Origin of the sequence: Streptomyces pseudovenezuelae (genome assembly GCF_029892565.1) — a bacterium.
GTDB lineage: Bacteria > Actinomycetota > Actinomycetes > Streptomycetales > Streptomycetaceae > Streptomyces > Streptomyces pseudovenezuelae_A.
This window is the reverse complement of sequence record NZ_JARXVH010000005.1, coordinates 571,351-590,701: the sequence shown is the minus strand read 5'-3', so window position 1 is coordinate 590,701 and position 19,351 is coordinate 571,351. Positions and strand designations below refer to the sequence as shown.

Sequence of the window (19,351 nt, the reverse complement as noted above, 5' to 3'; positions counted from 1 at the left end):
CGGTTCAGCCATGAGGGCCGTCGGTTGTCTGCGGCGCCATCGTGGCCGGTCGCGCAGTTCCCCGCGCCCCCTACGGGGCGCGGGTGGCGGTCGCGGTGACCATCCGACCCCGCTGTCACCGCGGCCGCCTCGTCTCCAACTCCCCATGCCCAAAACCCCGTTACGTACCAAGGACGCCATGACCAAGCAGCACTCCGTCATCGCCCCGGCACCAAACTCCGCCAAGGCCACGCGCAGCGACTGGTGGCGGGACGCGGTGATCTACCAGGTCTATCCGCGCAGCTTCGCCGACAGTGACGGCGACGGCATGGGCGATCTGGAAGGCGTACGTTCCCGACTCCCGTACCTGCGCGACCTCGGCGTGGACGCCGTGTGGCTCAGCCCCTTCTACGCCTCCCCGCAGGCCGACGCCGGCTACGACGTCGCCGACTACCGGGCCGTCGACCCCATGTTCGGCAACCTCCTCGACGCGGACGCACTGATCCGGGACGCCCACGAACTGGGGCTGAGGATCATCGTCGACCTCGTGCCCAACCACTCCTCGGACCAGTACGAGTGGTTCAAGCGGGCGCTGCGCGAGGGACCCGCCTCGTCGTTGCGCGACCGCTACCACTTCCGCCCCGGCAAGGGTGAGAGCGGCGAACTCCCGCCCAACGACTGGGAGTCCATCTTCGGCGGCCCGGCCTGGACGCGGGTCACCGAACCGGACGGCTCCCCGGGCGAGTGGTACCTCCACCTCTTCGCCCCCGAACAGCCCGACTTCAACTGGGACCACCCCGCCGTCGGCGACGAGTTCCGCTCCATCCTGCGCTTCTGGCTCGACATGGGCGTCGACGGCTTCCGCATCGACGTGGCCCACGGCCTGGTGAAGGCACCGGGGTTGCCCGACCTCGGCTCGCACGACCAAGTCAAGCTACTGGGCAACGATGTCATGCCGTTCTTCGACCAGGACGGCGTGCACGCCGTCTACCGGCAGTGGCGCACCGTCCTCGACGAGTACGCCGGCGAGCGCATCTTCGTCGCCGAGGCATGGACCCCGACCGTCGAGCGCACGGCCAACTACGTCCGCCCCGACGAACTCCACCAGGCCTTCAACTTCCAGTACCTGAGCACCGAATGGGACGCGAAGGAACTGCGTACGGTCATCGACCGGACGCTGGAGGCCATGCGCCCGGTCGGCGCCCCCGCCACCTGGGTCCTGTCCAACCACGACGTCACCCGGCACGCCACCCGCTTCGCCAACCCGCCCGGCCTCGGCACCCAGATCCGCACGGCGGGGGACCGGGAGCTGGGCCTGCGCAGGGCCCGCGCGGCCACCCTGCTGATGCTCGCCCTGCCCGGTTCCGCCTACGTCTACCAGGGCGAGGAGCTCGGCCTGCCGGACGTCGTCGACCTGCCGGACGAGGTGCGCCAGGACCCGGCGTACTTCCGGGGCGCGGGCCAGGACGGCTTCCGCGACGGCTGCCGGGTGCCGATCCCGTGGACCCGCGAGGGCTCGTCGTACGGCTTCGGCGGCGGGGGCAGCTGGCTGCCGCAGCCGGACGGCTGGGGCGAGTTGAGCATCGAGGCGCAGACCGGGGCGGACGGCTCGACGCTTGAGCTGTACCGGTCCGCGCTCGCCGCCCGCCGCACCCAGCCCGACCTGGGCGCGGGTGACTCGGTGGAGTGGCTGCGGGCACCCGAGGGCGTACTCGCCTTCCGGCGTGGGGAGTTCGTGTGTGTCGCGAACACGAGCGGGGAGTCGGTGACGACTCCGGTGCACGGCCGGGTGCTGCTCGCCAGCGGGGAGATCGGCGAGACGGACGGTGAGGCGAAGGTGCCCGCCGACACGACGGTGTGGTGGACCACGACGCCGTAATTTCTTGCAGCAACTTCACACGGCCCGCTGCCCTTTTGGGCGGCGGGCCTTTAACATCTCCGTCACCGCAAGGTAGTTGAAAGTTTTCAGCAAGAACCTTCAATGACGAAGGAGCCCCACATGGCACGCAGAACCCTCTCCGGCGGCCTCGCCCTCACGGCCGCAGCTCTTCCTCTTTCGCTCTCCCTTGTCATGACCCCGACGGCTGCGCAGGCCTCGCCGCCCGGCACCAAGGACGTCACCGCGGTCCTCTTCGAGTGGAACTTCGCCTCGGTCGCCAAGGAGTGCACCAACACCCTCGGCCCCGCCGGCTACGGCTACGTCCAGGTCTCCCCGCCCGCCGAGCACATACAGGGCTCGCAGTGGTGGACGTCGTACCAGCCGGTGTCGTACAAGATCGCGGGCCGTCTCGGTGACCGCACGGCCTTCCAGAACATGGTCAGCACCTGTCACGCGGCCGGTGTGAAGGTGGTCGCCGACACCGTCATCAACCACATGTCGGCGGGCAGCGGCACCGGCACGGGCGGGTCGTCGTACACCAAGTACAACTACCCGGGCCTGTACTCCTCCTCCGACTTCGACGACTGCACCTCCCAGGTCTCGAACTACCAGGACCGCTGGAACGTGCAGCACTGCGAACTCGTGGGCCTGGCCGACCTGGACACCGGTGAGAACTACGTGCGGTCGGCCATCGCCGGGTACCTGAACGACCTGCTCACGCTCGGTGTCGACGGCTTCCGCATCGACGCGGCCAAGCACATCGACACCGCCGACCTGGCGAACATCAAGTCCCGGCTGAGCAACCCCTCCGCGTACTGGAAGCAGGAGGTCATCTACGGCAGCGGGGAGGCCGTCCAGCCGACCGAGTACACCGGCAACGGTGACGTGCAGGAGTTCCGGTACGCCTACGACCTCAAGCGGGTCTTCAACAACGAGAACCTCGCCTATCTGAAGAACTACGGCGAGGGCTGGGGGTACTTGAGCAGCTCGGTCGCCGGTGTCTTCGTCGACAACCACGACACCGAGCGCAACGGCTCCACGCTCAACTACAAGGACGGCGCCAACTACACGCTGGCCAACGTCTTCATGCTCGCCTACCCGTACGGCGCCCCGGACATCGACTCCGGCTACGAGTGGTCGGACGCGGACGCCGGACCGCCCAACGGCGGCTCGGTGACGGCCTGTTGGCAGGACGGCTGGAAGTGCCAGCACGCCTGGCCGGAGATCAAGTCCATGGTCGCCTTCCGCAACACCGCGCGCGGCCAGGCCATGACGGACTGGTGGGACAACGGCAACGACGCCATCGCCTTCGGCCGCGGCAGCAAGGGATACGTCGCCATCAACCACGAGTCCGGCAGCCTGTCCCGCACCTACCAGACGTCCCTCGCGGCGGGCACGTACTGCAACGTGCAGAACAACACGACGGTGACGGTGAACGGTTCGGGCCAGTTCACGGCCACCCTGGGCAGCAACACGGCACTGGCGATCTATGCCGGGAAGTCGGCCTGCTGAGCTGTACGGATCGGATGGGCGGCGGGGGTGCGAGTCCGGGGCACCCCCGCCGGCGGTGCCGCGGAGGTCAGGACGTGACGTTGATGTGCTTGGCGAACGCCGTGACGGAGAGGTCGCCGTGGTCGACCCAGCGGGGGAAGGCCAGCGTCTTGTGCTGGGTGGCGGCCGGCGGGGTGATCTCCAGGTAGGAGGCATGCACCGCGCCCGAGGTGCCGGTGTTGGCGTGGGTCCAGGCGACGACCGCCTCGGCGCTCTGGCCGTCCTTGAGGGTGAGGGTCTTCTTCCCGGGGTTGTGCGCGTACCAGGTGTTGCCCCAGTGGGTGTGGGCCGTGAGCTTCTTGTGCGCGGAGTTTTCCAGGCCCAGGCCGGGGTAGCCGCGCAGCGCGCAGGTCTTGCCGCTGAGGTTGCGCAGGGTGATGACGACGCCCTGGTGGTTCATGCCGCCGGCGAGCTGCTTGCCGAAGGACGCCTTGAGCGCGCCGGCGGAGCAGGTCGGAGTGGCCTTCGCGGCGCTCGTGGCGCTGGGGGTCGCGGCCTGTGCGGTACCGGCCCAGGCCGCGAGTCCCAGTCCTGCGACGGCGGCCACGGCGAGCACCGGGCGGCCGAACCTGCGGTTGGCGCGGTGCTTGGCGGTGCCGGTCCGGTCGGTGGTGTTCGGGTGCTCGTTCATGGTGATGGTGCTCCGCTCCTGCTCGTTCCTCTGTTCCCCTACACAAGGTTCGATGCGCGGTGCGGCGGTTTTGTTCGGAGGAGTTCGCAGGAAAATCTCCCGCCTGCGCTGAAAGTTCTTTCCGCAGCTTTCACGCCTATTGCTGCAACCCTTGCGTCGGCGATACGGTCACGCCGGGGTCGGACCCGACTGAGTCGTCATCGCAAGGAGTTCACGCCTGTGATACCGAGATGGCCGGCGCCCCGGACGCGCCGCATCACGCACCGAAGAAGGATCGCGGGCGTCATCGCCGCCGCGCTCGTCGCAGCTTTCGTGCAGCCCCTCGTCGCCCACGCGGCGGCCCCGCCCGCACCCCCGTCCGACGCGAAACTGGCCGCCGAGCCCGCCCGCCACGACGACACCCGAGAGCAGTTCTACTTCGTCATGCCGGACCGCTTCGCCAACGGCGACACGGCCAACGACCAGGGCGGGCTCACCGGTTCACGCCTCAGCACCGGCTACGACCCCACCGACAAGGGCTTCTACCAGGGCGGCGACCTCAAGGGCCTGACGAAGAAGCTCGACTACATCAAGGGCCTGGGCACCACCGCCATCTGGATGGCCCCGATCTTCAAGAACCAGCCCGTGCAGGGGACCGGCAGCGACGCCTCGGCCGGCTACCACGGTTACTGGATCACCGACTTCACCCGGGTCGACCCGCACTTCGGCACCAACAAGGACCTGGAGACCCTCATCGCCAAGGCGCACGCCAAGGGCATGAAGGTCTTCTTCGACGTCATCACCAACCACACGGCGGACGTCGTCGACTACGAGGAGAAGTCCTACGACTACCTCTCCAAGGGCGCCTTCCCGTACCTGACCAAGGACGGCGAGCCCTTCGACGACGCCGATTACGCCGACGGGAAGGGCAAGTTCCCCGCCGTCGACGCCAGTTCCTTCCCGAGGACGCCGACCGTCCCCGCCGCGAAGAAGAACGCCAAGGTCCCGTCCTGGCTCAACGACCCGACGATGTACCACAACCGCGGCGACTCGACCTACGCCGGCGAGAATGCCACCTACGGCGACTTCTCCGGCCTCGACGACCTGTGGACCGAACGGCCCGAGGTCGTCGCCGGCATGGAGAAGATCTACCAGCGCTGGGTACGGGACTTCGACATCGACGGCTTCCGGATCGACACCGTGAAGCACGTGAACATGGAGTTCTGGACGCAGTGGGCGACCGCGCTCGACAACTACGCGGCCCAGCACGGCCGTAAGGACTTCTTTATGTTCGGCGAGGTCTACTCCGCCGACACCTCGATCACTTCGCCGTACGTCACCCAGGGCCGCCTCGACGCCACCCTCGACTTCCCCTTCCAGGACGCGGCCCGCGCCTACGCCTCCCAGGGCGGCAGCGCACGGAAGCTCGCGAGTGTCTTCGGCGACGACTACAAGTACACGACCGACAAGGCCAACGCCTACGAGCAGGTCACCTTCCTCGGCAACCACGACATGGGCCGCGTCGGGTACTTCCTCAAGCAGGACAACCCGCAGGCCACGGACGCCGAGATCCTGGCCAAGGACAAGCTCGCCAACGAGCTGATGTTCCTCAGCCGCGGCAACCCGGTCGTCTACTACGGCGACGAGCAGGGCTTCACCGGCTCCGGCGGCGACAAGGACGCCCGCCAGACGATGTTCGCCTCGAAGGTCGCCGACTACCTCGACGACGACGAGATCGGTACCGACCGCACCCACGCGAGCGCCGCGTACGACACGAGCGCACCGCTCTACGAGCAGATCAGTGCCCTCGCCAAGCTACGCAAGGCCAACCCCGCCCTCACCGACGGCATCCAGACCGAGCGCTACGCGGCCGACGGCTCCGGCATCTACGCCTTCTCACGCAGCGGTGCGGGCACAGGTACCGGCACCGACCGGACCGAGTACGTCGTCGCCTTCAACAACGCGGGCGAGGCGAAGACGGCCACCTTCGCGACTGGCTCGGCAGCCATGAACTTCCGTGGGATCTACGGCACTTCGGCCACCGTCACCTCCGACGCCGACAAGCAGATCACCGTCACCGTCCCGGCCGGCTCCGCGATCGTCCTCAAGGCGACCGGCCGGCCCGCCAAGCCCGCCACCGCACCGACGATCACCCTCAAGGCCCCCGACGCCGGCGCCACCGGCACGGTCGAACTCTCCGCAGACGTCACCGGCGGTCAGCTCAACCGCGTCGTCTTCGCCGCCCAGATCGGCAACGGCAAGTGGCGGACGCTCGGCTCCGCCGACCACGCCCCGTACAAGGTCACCCAGACCGTCGGCAAGGACGTGCCGGCCGGAACCGCCCTGCGGTACAAGGCGGTTGTCATCGACTCGGCGGGACGCACGGCGAGCACGACGGCGGCGTCCGCCTCCGGCACCCCGCCCGTCGAAGAGGTCCCCTCCGCCTCCTCCCGCGACTACGCGATCGTCCACTACAAGCGCACCGACGGCGACTACGCCGACTGGGGCCTGTACGCCTGGGGCGACCTCGCCGACGGTGAGGCGACGACCTGGCCGGACAGCCACCCCTTCGTCGGCCGGGACGCCTACGGGGCCTTCGCCTACGTCAAGTTGAAGCCCGGCGCCTCGAACGTCGGGTTCCTCGTCATCGACAAGGACGGGAACAAGGACGTCTCCGCCGACCGCTCGATCGACGTCACCCAGACCGGCGAGGTCTGGATCGAGCAGGGCAAGGAGGGCGTACAGACCACGCGTCCCGACTACCCGGCGCAGGACACGACCAAGGCGGTCCTCCACTACCACCGCGCCGACGGGAACTACGACGGCTGGGGCCTGCACGTCTGGACGGGCGCCGCGAACCCCACCGACTGGTCGAGCCCACTCCAGCCGGTGAAGACTGACGCCTATGGAGCTGTCTTCGAGGTGCCGCTCAACGCCGGTGCCACCAGCCTCAGTTACATCCTCCACAAGGGCGACGAGAAGGACCTCTCCACCGACCAGTCCCTCGACCTCACGGCGAACGGCCACGAGGTGTGGCTCTTGAACGGCCAGGAGAAGTACCTGCTGCCCCAGCCGGCGGGCTCGGCGGCCGCCCTGGACCTGACCACCTCCAAGGCGATCTGGATCGACCGGAACACAGTCGCCTGGAACGGCTCCGACGCGGCCGCCTCCACCCAGCTCCTCTCCTCCCGCGACGGCTCGATCGCCGTCCAGGACGGGACGCTGACCAGCGACGACGAGCGGTGGCTGCGGCTGGCGAAGACCACCCTCACCGACGCCCAGAAGGCCAAGTTCCCCCATCTGAAGGACTACACGGCCTGGTCGGTCGACCCGCGCGACCGCGATCGAGTGCGGTCGTCCCTCGACGGCCAGCTCGTCGCGTCCCAACGCGCCGCGAACGGGGCCGTGTTGGCGGCGACCGGCGTGCAGACCGCCGGCGTACTGGACGATCTCTACCCTGCGGCGACGAAGGCCGACCTGGGTCCGACCTTCCGCAACGGCCGCCCCACGCTGGCCGTCTGGGCGCCCACCGCGCAGAGCGTCGCCCTGGAGCTGGACGGCTCCACCGTCGCGATGAAGCGCGACGCCTCCACCGGCGTCTGGTCCGTCACCGGCCCCAAGTCCTGGCAGAACAAGCCCTATCGGTACGTCGTCAAGGTATGGGCGCCGACCGTCCGGAAGGTCGTCACCAACAAGGTCACCGACCCCTACTCGGTCGCCCTCACCGCGAACTCCGAGCGCAGCCTCGTCGTCGACCTGGCCGACAGGTCCCTGGCGCCGGGCGGCTGGTCGACCTACACCAAGCCCAAGGCCGTGCCGCTGAAGGACGCCCAGATCCAGGAGCTGCACGTCCGGGACTTCTCCGTCGCGGACGACACCGTGCCGGCGAAGGACCGGGGCAGCTACCTGGCCTTCGCCGCCAAGGGCAGCGACGGCTCGAAGCACCTGCGTGAGCTGGCGAAGGCGGGCACGTCGTACGTGCATCTGCTGCCCGCCTTCGACATCGCCACCATCCCCGAGAAGAAGGCGGACCAGGCGAGCCCCGACTGCGATCTGGCCTCCTACCCGGCCGACTCCGACCAGCAGCAGGCGTGCGTGGCGAAGTCGGCTGCGAAGGACGCCTACAACTGGGGCTACGACCCGTACCACTACACGGTCCCCGAGGGCTCGTACGCCACCGACCCGGACGGCACGGCCCGTACCGTGCAGTTCCGCAAGATGGTCAAGTCGCTGAACGAGGACGGTCTGCGGGTCGTCATGGACGTCGTCTACAACCACACGGCGGCGGCCGGACAGGCGGACACCAGCGTCCTGGACCGGATCGTGCCGGGCTACTACCAGCGGCTGCTCGCCGACGGCTCGGTCGCCAACAGCACCTGCTGTGCCAACACCGCCACCGAGAACGCCATGATGGGCAAGCTGGTCGTCGACTCGATCGTCACCTGGGCCAAGCAGTACAAGGTCGACGGCTTCCGCTTCGACCTGATGGGGCATCAGCCGAAGGTCAACATCCTTGCCGTACGCAGGGCGTTGGACGCGCTGACCCCCGCCAAGGACGGCGTCGACGGCAAGAAGATCATCCTCTACGGCGAGGGCTGGAACTTCGGCGAGGTCGCCGACGACGCCCGCTTCGTGCAGGCCACGCAGAAGAACATGGCCGGTACCGGCATCGCCACCTTCTCCGACCGGGCCCGTGACGCGGTGCGCGGCGGCGGGCCCTTCGACGAGGACCCCGGCGTCCAGGGCTTCGCGTCGGGGCTGTACACCGACCCCAACTCGTCGACGAACAACGGCACTTCGGCCGAGCAGAAGGCCCGCCTGCTGCACTACCAGGACCTGATCAAGGTCGGCCTGTCCGGCAACCTGAAGGCCTTCACCTTCACGGACACCGACGGCAAGGAGGTCTCCGGCGCCGAGGTCGACTACAACGGCCAGCCCGCCGGTTACGCGGACGCGCCCGGCGACGCCCTCGCGTACGCCGACGCGCACGACAACGAGTCCCTCTTCGACGCCCTGACCTACAAGTTGCCCGCCTCGACGAGCGCCGCCGACCGGGCCCGTATGCAGGTTCTGGCGATGGCGACGGCCACCCTCTCGCAGGGACCGTCCCTGTCCCAGGCGGGTACCGACCTGTTGCGCTCCAAGTCCCTGGACCGCAACTCCTTCGACAGCGGTGACTGGTTCAACGCGATCCACTGGAACTGCGCGGACGGCAACGGCTTCGGGCGGGGGCTGCCGATGGCGGCCGACAACGCCTCCAAGTGGCCGTACGCCAAAGCCCTGTTGACGTCGGTCAAGGTCGGGTGCGGGCAGATCGAGGGCGCCTCGGCCGCGTACCAGGATCTGCTGAAGATCCGTACGACGGAGCGCGTCTTCTCGCTCGACACGGCCGGACAGGTGCGGGCGAAGCTCTCCTTCCCGCTGTCCGGGAAGGACGAGACACCCGGCGTGATCACCATGGAACTCGGTGATCTCGTGGTCGTGTTCAACGCGACGCCCAAGGCGCAGGAGCAGCGGGTCGGCGCGCTGGCCGGTACCGGCTACCGGCTGCACCCGGTGCAGGCGGCGGGCGCGGACGCCGTAGTGAAGTCCGCCACCTACGAGCGGGAATCGGGCACGTTCACCGTTCCTGCGCGAACTGTGACGGTATTCTCCCGCAGCGCGCGATAAGGGCATTACCTTGGTGGGGCAGACCTTGAACCCGGGTCTGCCCCACGGTAAGGGTCCAAGGCGGGGCAGATGGACGTCGACGAGAAGCCGACAGGTACGACGGTCATGGTCGTGGACGACGTGGCCGCCAGCCGGTATGCCATGGGCTCGGTACTGAGCCGGGCCGGCCACCGGGTCGTCGCCGTGGCCAGTGGTGGCGAGGCCCTCGACGAACTGGCGGAGCGGCAGCGCAAGGGCACCCTGCCCGATGTGGCCCTGGTCGATGTGGGCCTGCCGGACATGAGCGGCTTCGAGCTGTGCCGCCGGTTCAAGGAGCGGCCGCACACGGCGGGCATTCCCGTCGTGCACTTCTCGGCCGCGCTCGTGGCCCCGGCCATCCGCTGCCAGGGGCTGGACACCGGCGACGAGGCGTATCTGACGGTGCCCGCCGAGCCCGAGGAGATCGAGGCGGTCGTCCGGGCCGCCGTGCGCTCCGCGCGGCTGCGGGCCGACAACCAGGCGCTGGTGCGGCGGCTGACGCTGCAGTCGGAGACGATCGTCGCCATCCAGTCGGCGCGCTCCCCGCAGGAACTCGCCGACGCGGCGGCCGACGGCGCGGCCCGGCTGACCGGCACCCCGGCCGCCGTCTTCGTCCTCGACCAGGACGACCAGCTCTACCGCGGCCTGTCACGGGACCGCACCGCCGTCGCCCTGCCCGACGAGGGCGCCCACCGGGCCGTGTCCGCGCTGCTGCGCCGGCTCACCCGGGGCCAGTCCGACGTGCAGCTCACCACCGTGCCCGCGCCGCTGTGGCCGACCGGCTTCTTCCGGCCGGGCGTGCAGCACGACGCCCGCCTCGCGCTGGTCCTCACCCAGGACGGCCGCGCCCCGGTCTGCCTGGCCGCGCCCGCACGCGGGATGCGCCGCCTGGGCCCCGAGGGCGAGGCCCTGCTGGCCCAGCTCGCCCAGGCCACCGCGCTGGCCGCCGAACCGCTGCTCATGTACCAGGTCGAGCGGCATGTCGCCCTCACCCTCCAGCACAGCTTCCTGCCCCGCCCGCACAAGCTGCCCGAGCTGCCGGGCATCAACGTCTCCGTGCGATACGTGCCCGCCTCCCGGGAGACCGAGATCGGCGGCGACTTCTACGCCGCGCTGCGCCTGGACGACGGTGTCCTCGCCGCGGTCGGCGACGTCGTCGGGCACTCGCTGGACGCGGCCACCGTGATGGTCGAGATACGGCACGCGCTGCGCGCCTACTGCGTCGAGGAGAGCGACCCGGCCGTGCTCGCCGAGCGCCTGGACCGGATGCTGCGGCGCTATCACCCGGAGCTGACGGCCACCGTCTGCCTGGTCCAGCTCGACCCCGGCACCGGGCGGATCCGGATCGCCAACGCCGGGCACATCCCGCCGCTGATCCTGCGGGACAGCGGCAGCGCCGAGTACGCCAAGGCCTCCGGCCCGCTGCTGGGCCTCGGCCTGCCGCACCCGACGCCCACCGAGCTGTTCCTGGAGCGCGGCGACCGGCTCCTGATGATCACCGACGGTCTGATCGAGACCCGGGGCGTCGACCTGGAGGTCTCGATGGAACAGCTCCGGGCCGCCGCCTCCGGCGCCCTGCCCGGCCTGGACGCCCTCTGCGACACCCTGCTCGCCTCCTTCGGCCACGACCGCGAGGACGACATCGCCATGCTGGCCCTGCGCCTGACGAAATAGGGTGGGCCCGACACCTTAGAACGGGGAGTACCCATGCCGCAGATCACCGTCGACCACTCGGCCGCCCTCTTCTTCGACCAGGAGGGATTCGCCCGGGACCTGCACGCCGCGACGGTCGAGATCGCGGCCGCCAAGCCGGAGGCGTGCAAGACCCAGTTCCGGGAGAGCACCGTCACCGCGTTCGGCTACGAGGACCCGCTGGACGCCGGGCACGCGATCATCCACGTCACCATCGGCCTGCTCGCCGGCCGCACCGACGAGACCAAGGCCAAGCTCACGGAGGCGGTGCTGGAGCTGCTGCGCAAGTACATCGAGGACGACGGATTCGTGCTGCACGCCTCCGCCGAGGTCCGCGAACTCGACGCCTCCTACCGCAAGTTCGAGCGCTGAGCCCGCTCAGGAGGCAAGGGCGATGAGCCGGGTGGCCAGTTCGGTGAACGGGCTGTCGGCCGGCTCTCCCAGCGCCATCTCACGTACCAGCCCGGCCATTTCGTCGTCGTAGGCCGCGCTCACCGCCGCCAGCGCGGCGAAGTCGTGCACGAGCTGCGCCTCCAACTCACCGCGCGGGATGCGCCGTCCGTCCAGCCAGATCAGCGCGGTCGACTCGGCGAGCGAGATCCAGGAACGGACGACCAGTTCCAGCCGCGCGGGCGGATCCTCGACGCCCAGATGCGACAGGATCTGCTCGTAGGCGGCCTGCCGTACGGAATCCACGAGCGCGTTCGTCGCCGACGAGCCGACGGCCGGGCCGCCGCGCATCAACGCCGAGAAGCCGGGCCCGTGGTCGTCGACGAAGTCGAAGAACCGGCGCATCACCCGCAGCAGCCGGTTGCCGAGCGGACCCTCCTGCGGTTCGGCGAACCGGGCCGCCAGATCCTCCGAGGCCCGCTTCAACGCGGCCTCGTACAGGCTGAGTTTGCCGGGGAAGTAGTGGTAGACAAGCGGGCGCGAGATGCCCGCGGCCGAAGCTATCTCGTCGATGGACACATCGTCGGGCGAGCGTTGGCTGAACAGTTCGAGGGCGACGCCGATCAACTGCTGCCGCCGCTCCTCGACTCCCATTCTGCGGCGTACCCCGGTAGTCATGCGAACACCTTACCGATCGGATCCAGCCGGGAACGGGCCGGTCCGGCCGGGCGTGCTCACATATCCAACACGAGACGATCACTTCGCGCACGCGACACGCAGATGAGCATCGAGTCGGCCCGCTCCGCGTCCGTCAGCAACTCGTCCCGATGGTCCACCTCCCCTTCCAGCACCCGCTGTTGACAGGTCCCGCAGAACCCTTGTGCGCAGGAGTACGCCGTGTCGGGCAGCTCGGCACGTACGGCGGCCAGCACGGTCGAATCGGCGGGCACGGTCAACGTCCGTCCGCTGCGCCGGAGTTCGACCTCGAAGGCACTGTTGCCGTCGGCGGACAGGCGGGGCGCGAAGCGCTCCAGACGGACCCGCGGGACCCGCTCGGCCACGGCCGCCATCAGCTCCTCCGGCCCGCAGCAGTAGACGGCGGCGTCCTCGGGGATATCAGCCAACTGCCCGTCCAGGTCCGGCAGTCCGGACTCGTCCTCCGCGACGACGGTGACCCGGCCGCCCCCCTTGCCCAGCTTCTCGATCTCCTCCAGGAACGGCATCGACGCGCGCGTCCGCCCGCAGTACAGCAACCGCCACTCGGCACCGTCCCCGAGCGCCCGCAGCATCGGCAGCACGGGCGTGATCCCGATACCGCCGGCCACGAAGACATGGGCCGGCGCGTCGACGAGCGGGAAGCGGTTCCGCGGCCCCCGCACCTCCAACTCCATGCCCTCCCACACCTGTTCGTGCACCTCGCGCGAACCGCCCCGCCCGTCCTCGACCAGCCGGGTGGCGACGGTGTACGACGAGGTGTCCTCCGGATCGCCGCACAGCGAGTACTGCCGCACCAGCCCCGAGGGCAGCACCAGATCGAGATGCGCGCCCGGCTCCCAGCGCGGCAAGTCCCGTCCTTCCAAGCGCAGTTGTACGACCCCGTCGGCCACCGTCTCGTGCCCGGCGACCAGCAGCCTGAGCGCCCGGGAACGCGGCTGCCCGGAGACCGGCCGCTCCAGCGCCGGCATCGGCCACAGCGGCGAGGCCTGGATCCGGCGGCGCATCGCCCGCCGCACGAGCAGGGCGGCCCCCGCGACGGCCGCGACACCGAGCGGCTTCGGCATCACGCGGCCCTCTTCTCGGCCGCCGTGGCCGCGGGGGAGGAGGCCAGATAGGCGAGCGCCTGCTGCGTGGAGCCCTCCTGGGAGGGGTGGTAGGCGCGGCTGAGATAGCGCGGTATGGACCGGAGCATGTCTCCGGTCGCGGGCAGCGTGCCACGCCTGCCGCGCAGATAGAACTCCTTGAAGGACGCCTTGCCGTCGACGAGCGTCGGGTCGTTCGCCATGAAGAAGCGGGCCCCGCGCTGCCACAGGAACACCAGCGCCCCGAACGCCGTGGCCCAGGTCCGCGCCCGGCGCCGGTAGTCCCCGTCGAGATGCGTGAACAGGTCGAAGGCGACGGACCGGTGCTCGACCTCCTCCGCGCCGTGCCAGCGCAGCAGGTCCAGCATGGTCGGATCGGCGCCGCGCCGGTCCAGCTCCTCGGCGTTCAGCACCCAGTTGCCGAGGAACGCCGTGTAGTGCTCTATCGCCGCGATGATCGCGACCCGCTCAAGCAGCCACCACTTGCGGGCCCGGCCGGGCGGCAGTGTCCGGTCGCCCAGCAGCTTCTCGAAGAGCCAGTCGACCTGCGCGGTGTACGGCGTCGGATCGAGCCCCTGCTCCCGCAGATGGGGCAGCACCTCGTCGTGCGCCTGCGAGTGCATCGCCTCCTGCCCGATGAACCCGATGACGTCCTCGCGCAGCCGCTCGTCCCGGATGTACGGCAGCACCTGCTTGTACACATGCACGAACCACCGCTCACCGGCCGGCAGCAGCAGATGCAGCACGTTGATGGTGTGCGTGGTGAACGGATCGCCCGGCACCCAGTGCAGGGGCGTGTCCTCCCAGGAGAACGACACGTTCCGGGCCTTGAGCGGCGTGTTAGACATGGCGTCAATGTACTGACGAGTAAGTCCCAGAGGAACCCTCCTGCGGGGACTTGTTGACGCGAGTGTCAGCTAGCGCCTGCAGGCCGGCCTCCCAGCCCCTCGGCAGCCTTCTACCGCAGCCCGCTGATCGACCGCCCGTCCGCCAGGGTGCCCTTCAGCTCGGCGCGGGCGCCCTGCTCGGCCCGTGCCGCCAGCAGGCCGCCCTGGGAGGTGGCGCTGATGCCGCCCGTCGCGCTGATCGCCGAGGTCCCCCGGCTCCCGGCCGCGAGCAGGTACCAGCCGCCCGCCTCCGACTTCCACAACACCCCGGCCAGCACGTTCGGGTCCTTCGCCCCGCACGCGGCCACGTTCTCGGCCTTCGCCGCGACCGCCCCGTACGCCCCGCCCGGTGTGTGGAACTGCGCCAGCACGCGCGTGCCGCCACCCCGCCAGGTCTCCGCGCGCGTGCACACCCACTGGGCGGTCCCGCTCGTGTCGGGCAGCGACTGGTCGGCGTAGGCCCAGGCATTGACAGTGCGCACGCCCGCCGAGCGCACCGCGCCCAGCGAGCAGGCGTACGGCGCCCAGGTGCGCAGCGCCTCGGCGCCGGAGGCCTCCCGGGTCGAGCCGGGGCGGCCGGTGGTGAGGTGGGCCGGGATCAGTTCACCGAGGTCGGTCAGCAGCCGGGTGCCGGTGGCGTCGGTCAGCTGCAGCACGTTCCACGAGGTGCAGTTGCCGGTCTGCTGGGCCGGGCCGGCCATCGGCGCCGTGATGCCGGCGGCCAGGTCGAGGTCCATCGTGCCCGCGTTCGGCTTCATCAGGTCCCGCTCGACGGCCTTCGTCACCCAGGGTGCCGTCAGATAGCGCACGTTGCCGTCGGCGCGGCCCAGCACCAGCGCGCTCGCCTCGGTGCGGTCGGCGCCGTCCACGCGCGCGAAGTCGAGGGCGGCACCCTTGGTGCCGTCGCTGGGCTCGGCGTAGCGGGCGATGCGCAGACCGTCGTAGAGGATCACCACGTGCGCGCTGTCGACGGTCCCCGCGTACAGCAGCTGGGGCGGGCCGGCCGGGCCGCCGGAGGGGGTGCCCGGGGTCGCGGAGACCTGGACGCTCTCGCCGGGGCGGGCCCAGACGGCGAGGGCGCGGCGCAGCAGTCCCGTGTCGCCGGTGAGGTCGCCGCGGGCGGGCCAGACGGAGAAGTCGGTGCGCGCGGCGGACTCCCACGCGGTGGGCGCGACCCTGGTCAGCTTGGCCGGGTCGAGGGCGGCCTCGGCGGCCGGGTTCTGCGCGTACACGGGCGCGGCGGCGCCGTCGGGGGCCCAGCCGTCGCCGGGCAGGCCGAGCAGCGCTCCGCACACGGCGAGCGCCGCGGCGGCGGCCAGAGCGGCCTTGCCGTGCTGGCGGCGCCGCATCAGGTCGGTGGGCCGGGCGTGCAGCGCACAGGGGTCGAACTCGGGGGAGCCGAGCAGCGCGTACTGCGCCGCCACCTCGTCGGCCTCGCGCAGGGCGGCCGCGGGGTCGGCGACCCCGGCGGCGGTCAGGACCTTGCCGACGTCACCGTCGGGGAGGCGCTCCAGGCCGCGCAGTACGTAGGCGGCGCGGGCCGGGCCGGACAGGGCGGACAGGCGCTGGTCCAGGGCGAGTTCGTCGGCGCCGCCCGAGCGCGGGAACAGCCGCAGGCCCCACACCTGGGGGAGCAGCGGCGGCAGCTGGGACCGCTTGGGCAGCGCCGTGAACCGCAGCGGCAGGCCCGCCTCCAGCGCCGTACGCAGCACCTGGAGGCGGAGGAAGGCGTACCCGGGATCGCCGTCCCGGCCCTTGGACTGGGCCGGGATCACCGCGGCCGCCGACGCCCGGCCCCTGGGCAGCGCGCGCTGGGCGAGGGAGTGCGCGGTCACCACGCGCCGGTTACGGCCCAGGCTCGGCGGCAGCACCAGATAGGCGAGCCGGACCAGGCGCGGGTAGTGCTCGACGAGCGCGGCCTCGGCCTGCTCGACATCGACGACCGGGTCGGCGGCGGAAGCTGCGGGGCGCGGGGCGACATCCTGTGGCTGCACGTTCAGCAAAACGAGCGAATGGTGGGTTGGTCACCGCCGCCCGGGCGAGTCAGGCCTCCGGTTCGACCAAAGCCCGCGCGTAGTTCGCCATCGACCGCTGGTAGCGCGGCAGATGAGGGGCCAGCGCACCCAGGACGAGCGAGAGGCCCTCGCGGTCGCGGCCGAGGCTGGACAGGCACAGCGCGAGGCAGCCCCGTACGGCGTCGTCCAACTCGTCGGAGGGTGCGTCCAGTTCGGGGGTCAGCAGCTTGACGCCCTCCTCCGCCTCCCCGATGTTCCGCAGCGAACTGGACAGTTGGATCTTGGCCCGACCTCCCTTGTACTGACTGGCCTCGCTCAGTCCGCGCGCCAGCGCCTCCCGGTACAGCGGCACCGCCCGGTCCGAGTGGCCCGTGGAGTCCCAGGCGCAGGCCCGCTCGAAGGAGCCCAGCGGGCTGCCGTCGGGCAGCTCGGCGGCGAGGGCGTCGATCACGGCACGGAAATCGGCGGCCTCCTCCTCGGCGTAGTCGTCGAAGCCGGCCCAGGCGGCGGTCACGCGATCTTCCCAGTCTTGGTTCACGGGGCATACGTTCGCACAGGCGTACCCACGAGGACACTGGATTTGAGCGCACCGCGTCTCACAGCCGTATCGAAGGGGACGGGCCCCTGGGCCAGCAGAGCGACCGGAGGAACAGATGAGGTTGACCCGACCGATGCTCGCCGTTGCGGGCGCCGCGGCCGCCGTGGCGCTGGCGGGCTGTGGATCCGGCGACAGCGACGCGGCCGCCAAGGTGCCGGTCACCGCGACCGGCAGCCTGGAGAGCCTGGCCGCCAAGGCGAAGTGCACCCCGGACATACAGATCGACTCCGACGAGGTCCGGCAGGCGATCTGCAAGACCTCCGCCGGCAAGTTCGTCTTCGCCACCTTCGCCACCGACCGCGGCCAGCGCGAGTGGATCAACGACGCCAAGGACTACGGCGGTTTCTACCTCGTCGGCCGCAAGTGGGTCGCCGTCGGCGAGGACAAGGTGGTCAAGGCGCTGCAGCTCACACTGGGCGGCGAGGAGGAGATCGGCACCGACCACAGCAAGCACACCAGCTGAACGGCTCGGGCGTACGACAACCGGCATACGGCGAAGCGGGCGGTGGGAGATTCTCCCACCGCCCGCTTCTGTCACCTGTCACCGATCACCGGTCTCCCGGTGCTACATCGTCACTGGCACTTCTTGCCGGAGTTGATGCAGTTGGCGATCTTGTTCGCCAGGCCGTTCTTGAAGACCGCGATGAAGTCGTCGTGGTCCGTGGCCGACTTGTGGAGCTGCTCCGGGAAGCCGTCCACCGCGTAGGCGTTCTTCACCTGACCGTTCTGCAGGGTCGGCGGGTTGATCTTGTAGACCAGGCGCATCGTCAGCTGGGGGATCGCCTTGAAGCCGTTCCCGCAGACACCGCTCGCCGGGTCGGCGAAGGCCACGTGGGTACGGTGGTTGGCGCTGTCGATGTTCGTGCCGTCCCAGCAGCTCTGGAAGGCGAAGGTGCGCACCACGTTGCTGCCCTGCGGGCAGATCGGGTACTGCTCCGTCAGCTGCACCTTGTCCTCGAAGCCGGTGCAGCTCCAGTGCGCGTTGGCGTTGGCCAGACCGTTGGTGGTGGTCTTGGCGTCACCGGTGATGATGCGCAGGAACTGCGGCATCGCGGTGACCTTGCTGGCCGGGCTGCCGACGTACTTGATCTCGGCCGACTGCGGGGTCAGGATCTTGCCGACGTTGCCTTCCTTGCCACCGCCGTCCGCGTTCTGGTCGAAGTCCTTCGTACCGTCCTGGATACGCACGACCGGCCAGTAGTACGCCGAACTGTCGCTCTGGTTCTGGCAGCTGGTCTGCTCCGCGGCCAACGAGTCGTTGGTGGCGAAAGCGTCGACCTTCTGGTTGCCGACGTAGTCGTGCAGGTGGTGCGCGCCGTTGGTCACGCCGGGCGCCACGATCACGTTGTCGGTGTTGTGGTTCTTGTTCGCGTTCACGCCGCACTTGGTGGTGAACGTACCGGTGGAGCCCGCCTGCTGCTGCTGCGGCTTCCCCTGGACGTTGTTCGCGGCCTTCGTGATGTCCACGAAGTCGGCGGCCACCGGACCGTTGCCGGCCTGTCCGCCGATGTTCGCGGGGGCGCTCGGATCAGCGCTCGGGGCGGCCGTGGCCTGGCCCCCGTTGCCCTGCTGGCCGCCGTTGTTGTTCTGGCCGCCGTTGTTCTGGCCGTTGTTGTTGCCACCGCCGCCACCGGCGTTGGTCTGGTTGGCGGACTGTGTCGTACAGGTGGCGAGCGCGCTCAGCCCGGCCGCGTCGACCTGGCCGCCCACTCGCTGGATGTCGATCCGGATCCGGTTGAGGGTCGCGGTCCGCTTCTCCTTGAGGGGGCCGACGATCGCGTTCTGCACGAAGTTCGCGTCGCCTGCCTGCGCCTGCCGGGTGGAAGCGAGCCGGGCGTAGGCCTCGGTGATCTGCTTGTCGAGGGTCGCCAGCTCCTTCGCCACGCCGTTACGCGCCGCATTCGGCACGTTCGTCAGTTTCTGGCCGACATCCGGGCACGAGATCGTGGCCACGGACGAAGCGTTGGCGGCCTTGGTCTGATTCTGGCCGGCGTTGTTCGACTCGTGTGCCGAGGCGTAGAAGTTCGCCCAGATCAGCCCGCCCCCACCGAGCGCTAGGGCCGCCGATGCGGCTATGGCCTTGGTGGCCAGCGGCGTACGGCGTTTGCGATTGTTGCGTCCCATGGAACTCCTCTGACTTCCTTGCGGGCTTGGCGGGGCATCAAGGCGCCCGACAGGAGTGAAGCGGCGCCCTTTGATACGCAAGGGGCCTCCGAGGTGTTCAGCCGACTCACAAATTAATGAGAGGTTGATGGGAAACCTG

Annotated in this window: 13 protein-coding genes; 6 read left to right on the top strand and 7 right to left on the bottom strand. The window is 70.0% G+C overall.

Annotated elements, in window-relative coordinates; all coding sequences use genetic code 11:
- Positions 1–178 precede the first annotated feature (178 nt).
- Complete coding sequence (locus tag M2283_RS19135; RefSeq protein ID WP_280877482.1) at positions 179–1,858, top strand: glycoside hydrolase family 13 protein; 1,680 nt, start codon at positions 179–181, stop codon at positions 1,856–1,858.
- A gap of 120 nt (positions 1,859–1,978) precedes the next feature.
- Positions 1,979–3,370: an alpha-amylase gene (locus tag M2283_RS19130; protein ID WP_280877481.1), complete on the top strand. Its 1,392-nt coding sequence runs from the start codon at positions 1,979–1,981 to the stop codon at positions 3,368–3,370.
- Positions 3,371–3,437: 67 nt separating this feature from the next.
- Here the strand turns inward: M2283_RS19130 and M2283_RS19125 are convergent, their stop codons facing one another.
- Positions 3,438–4,040, bottom strand: a complete 603-nt coding sequence (locus tag M2283_RS19125) for a DUF4232 domain-containing protein (RefSeq protein ID WP_280877480.1) — start codon at positions 4,038–4,040, stop codon at positions 3,438–3,440.
- Positions 4,041–4,259: 219 nt separating this feature from the next.
- Between M2283_RS19125 and pulA the strand changes: the two genes are divergently transcribed.
- The 3 genes from pulA (at position 4,260) to M2283_RS19110 (ending at position 11,771) form a co-directional block, all read left to right on the top strand.
- Positions 4,260–9,689, top strand: a complete 5,430-nt coding sequence (pulA, locus tag M2283_RS19120) for a pullulanase-type alpha-1,6-glucosidase (RefSeq protein ID WP_280877479.1) — start codon at positions 4,260–4,262, stop codon at positions 9,687–9,689.
- Positions 9,690–9,758: 69 nt separating this feature from the next.
- Entirely contained in the window at positions 9,759–11,381 is a 1,623-nt protein-coding gene (locus M2283_RS19115; RefSeq protein WP_280877478.1) for a fused response regulator/phosphatase, read from the top strand.
- Positions 11,382–11,414: 33 nt separating this feature from the next.
- A complete protein-coding gene (locus M2283_RS19110) occupies positions 11,415–11,771 on the top strand; it encodes a 5-carboxymethyl-2-hydroxymuconate Delta-isomerase (RefSeq protein ID WP_280877477.1) in 357 nt (118 codons plus the stop codon).
- A gap of 6 nt (positions 11,772–11,777) precedes the next feature.
- Here the strand turns inward: M2283_RS19110 and M2283_RS19105 are convergent, their stop codons facing one another.
- From M2283_RS19105 to M2283_RS19085, 5 genes are all read right to left on the bottom strand, one after another.
- Positions 11,778–12,467: a TetR/AcrR family transcriptional regulator gene (locus tag M2283_RS19105; RefSeq protein ID WP_280877476.1), complete on the bottom strand. Its 690-nt coding sequence runs from the start codon at positions 12,465–12,467 to the stop codon at positions 11,778–11,780.
- Between the two features lie 56 nt (positions 12,468–12,523).
- Positions 12,524–13,570 carry a PDR/VanB family oxidoreductase gene (locus tag M2283_RS19100; RefSeq protein ID WP_280877475.1) on the bottom strand — a complete coding sequence of 349 codons (1,047 nt, stop codon included), beginning with the start codon at positions 13,568–13,570 and terminating at the stop codon, positions 12,524–12,526.
- Complete coding sequence (locus M2283_RS19095) at positions 13,570–14,436, bottom strand: metal-dependent hydrolase (protein ID WP_280877474.1); 867 nt, start codon at positions 14,434–14,436, stop codon at positions 13,570–13,572. The genes M2283_RS19100 and M2283_RS19095 overlap by 1 nt, the downstream gene beginning before the upstream one ends.
- A 110-nt stretch (positions 14,437–14,546) precedes the next feature.
- Positions 14,547–16,469: a hypothetical protein gene (locus M2283_RS19090; protein WP_280877473.1), complete on the bottom strand. Its 1,923-nt coding sequence runs from the start codon at positions 16,467–16,469 to the stop codon at positions 14,547–14,549.
- Positions 16,470–16,518: 49 nt separating this feature from the next.
- Positions 16,519–17,028 (bottom strand): tetratricopeptide repeat protein, encoded by a 510-nt coding sequence (locus tag M2283_RS19085; protein ID WP_280877472.1) that lies wholly within the window; start codon positions 17,026–17,028, stop codon positions 16,519–16,521.
- 115 nt (positions 17,029–17,143) lie between these two features.
- On the opposite strand from M2283_RS19085, the gene M2283_RS19080 reads away from it, so the two are divergent.
- Positions 17,144–17,551 carry a hypothetical protein gene (locus tag M2283_RS19080; RefSeq protein ID WP_280877471.1) on the top strand — a complete coding sequence of 136 codons (408 nt, stop codon included), beginning with the start codon at positions 17,144–17,146 and terminating at the stop codon, positions 17,549–17,551.
- A 110-nt stretch (positions 17,552–17,661) separates the two neighbouring features.
- On the opposite strand, the gene M2283_RS19075 is transcribed toward M2283_RS19080, so the two are convergent.
- Positions 17,662–19,212, bottom strand: coding sequence for a DUF1996 domain-containing protein (locus tag M2283_RS19075; protein ID WP_280877470.1), 1,551 nt, complete (start codon positions 19,210–19,212; stop codon positions 17,662–17,664).
- Positions 19,213–19,351 lie beyond the last annotated feature (139 nt).

What these genes read in the sequence shown, in the direction of transcription:
- M2283_RS19135 (WP_280877482.1), top strand. Translation starts at nt 179, where the DNA reads ATGACCAAGCAGCACTCCGTCATCGCCCCGGCACCAAACTCCGCCAAG.
- M2283_RS19130 (WP_280877481.1), top strand. Translation starts at nt 1,979, where the DNA reads ATGGCACGCAGAACCCTCTCCGGCGGCCTCGCCCTCACGGCCGCAGCT.
- M2283_RS19125 (WP_280877480.1), bottom strand. Translation starts at nt 4,040, where the DNA reads ATGAACGAGCACCCGAACACCACCGACCGGACCGGCACCGCCAAGCAC.
- M2283_RS19115 (WP_280877478.1), top strand. Translation starts at nt 9,759, where the DNA reads ATGGACGTCGACGAGAAGCCGACAGGTACGACGGTCATGGTCGTGGAC.
- M2283_RS19110 (WP_280877477.1), top strand. Translation starts at nt 11,415, where the DNA reads ATGCCGCAGATCACCGTCGACCACTCGGCCGCCCTCTTCTTCGACCAG.
- M2283_RS19105 (WP_280877476.1), bottom strand. Translation starts at nt 12,467, where the DNA reads ATGACTACCGGGGTACGCCGCAGAATGGGAGTCGAGGAGCGGCGGCAG.
- M2283_RS19100 (WP_280877475.1), bottom strand. Translation starts at nt 13,570, where the DNA reads ATGCCGAAGCCGCTCGGTGTCGCGGCCGTCGCGGGGGCCGCCCTGCTC.
- M2283_RS19095 (WP_280877474.1), bottom strand. Translation starts at nt 14,436, where the DNA reads ATGTCTAACACGCCGCTCAAGGCCCGGAACGTGTCGTTCTCCTGGGAG.
- M2283_RS19080 (WP_280877471.1), top strand. Translation starts at nt 17,144, where the DNA reads ATGAGGTTGACCCGACCGATGCTCGCCGTTGCGGGCGCCGCGGCCGCC.
- M2283_RS19075 (WP_280877470.1), bottom strand. Translation starts at nt 19,212, where the DNA reads ATGGGACGCAACAATCGCAAACGCCGTACGCCGCTGGCCACCAAGGCC.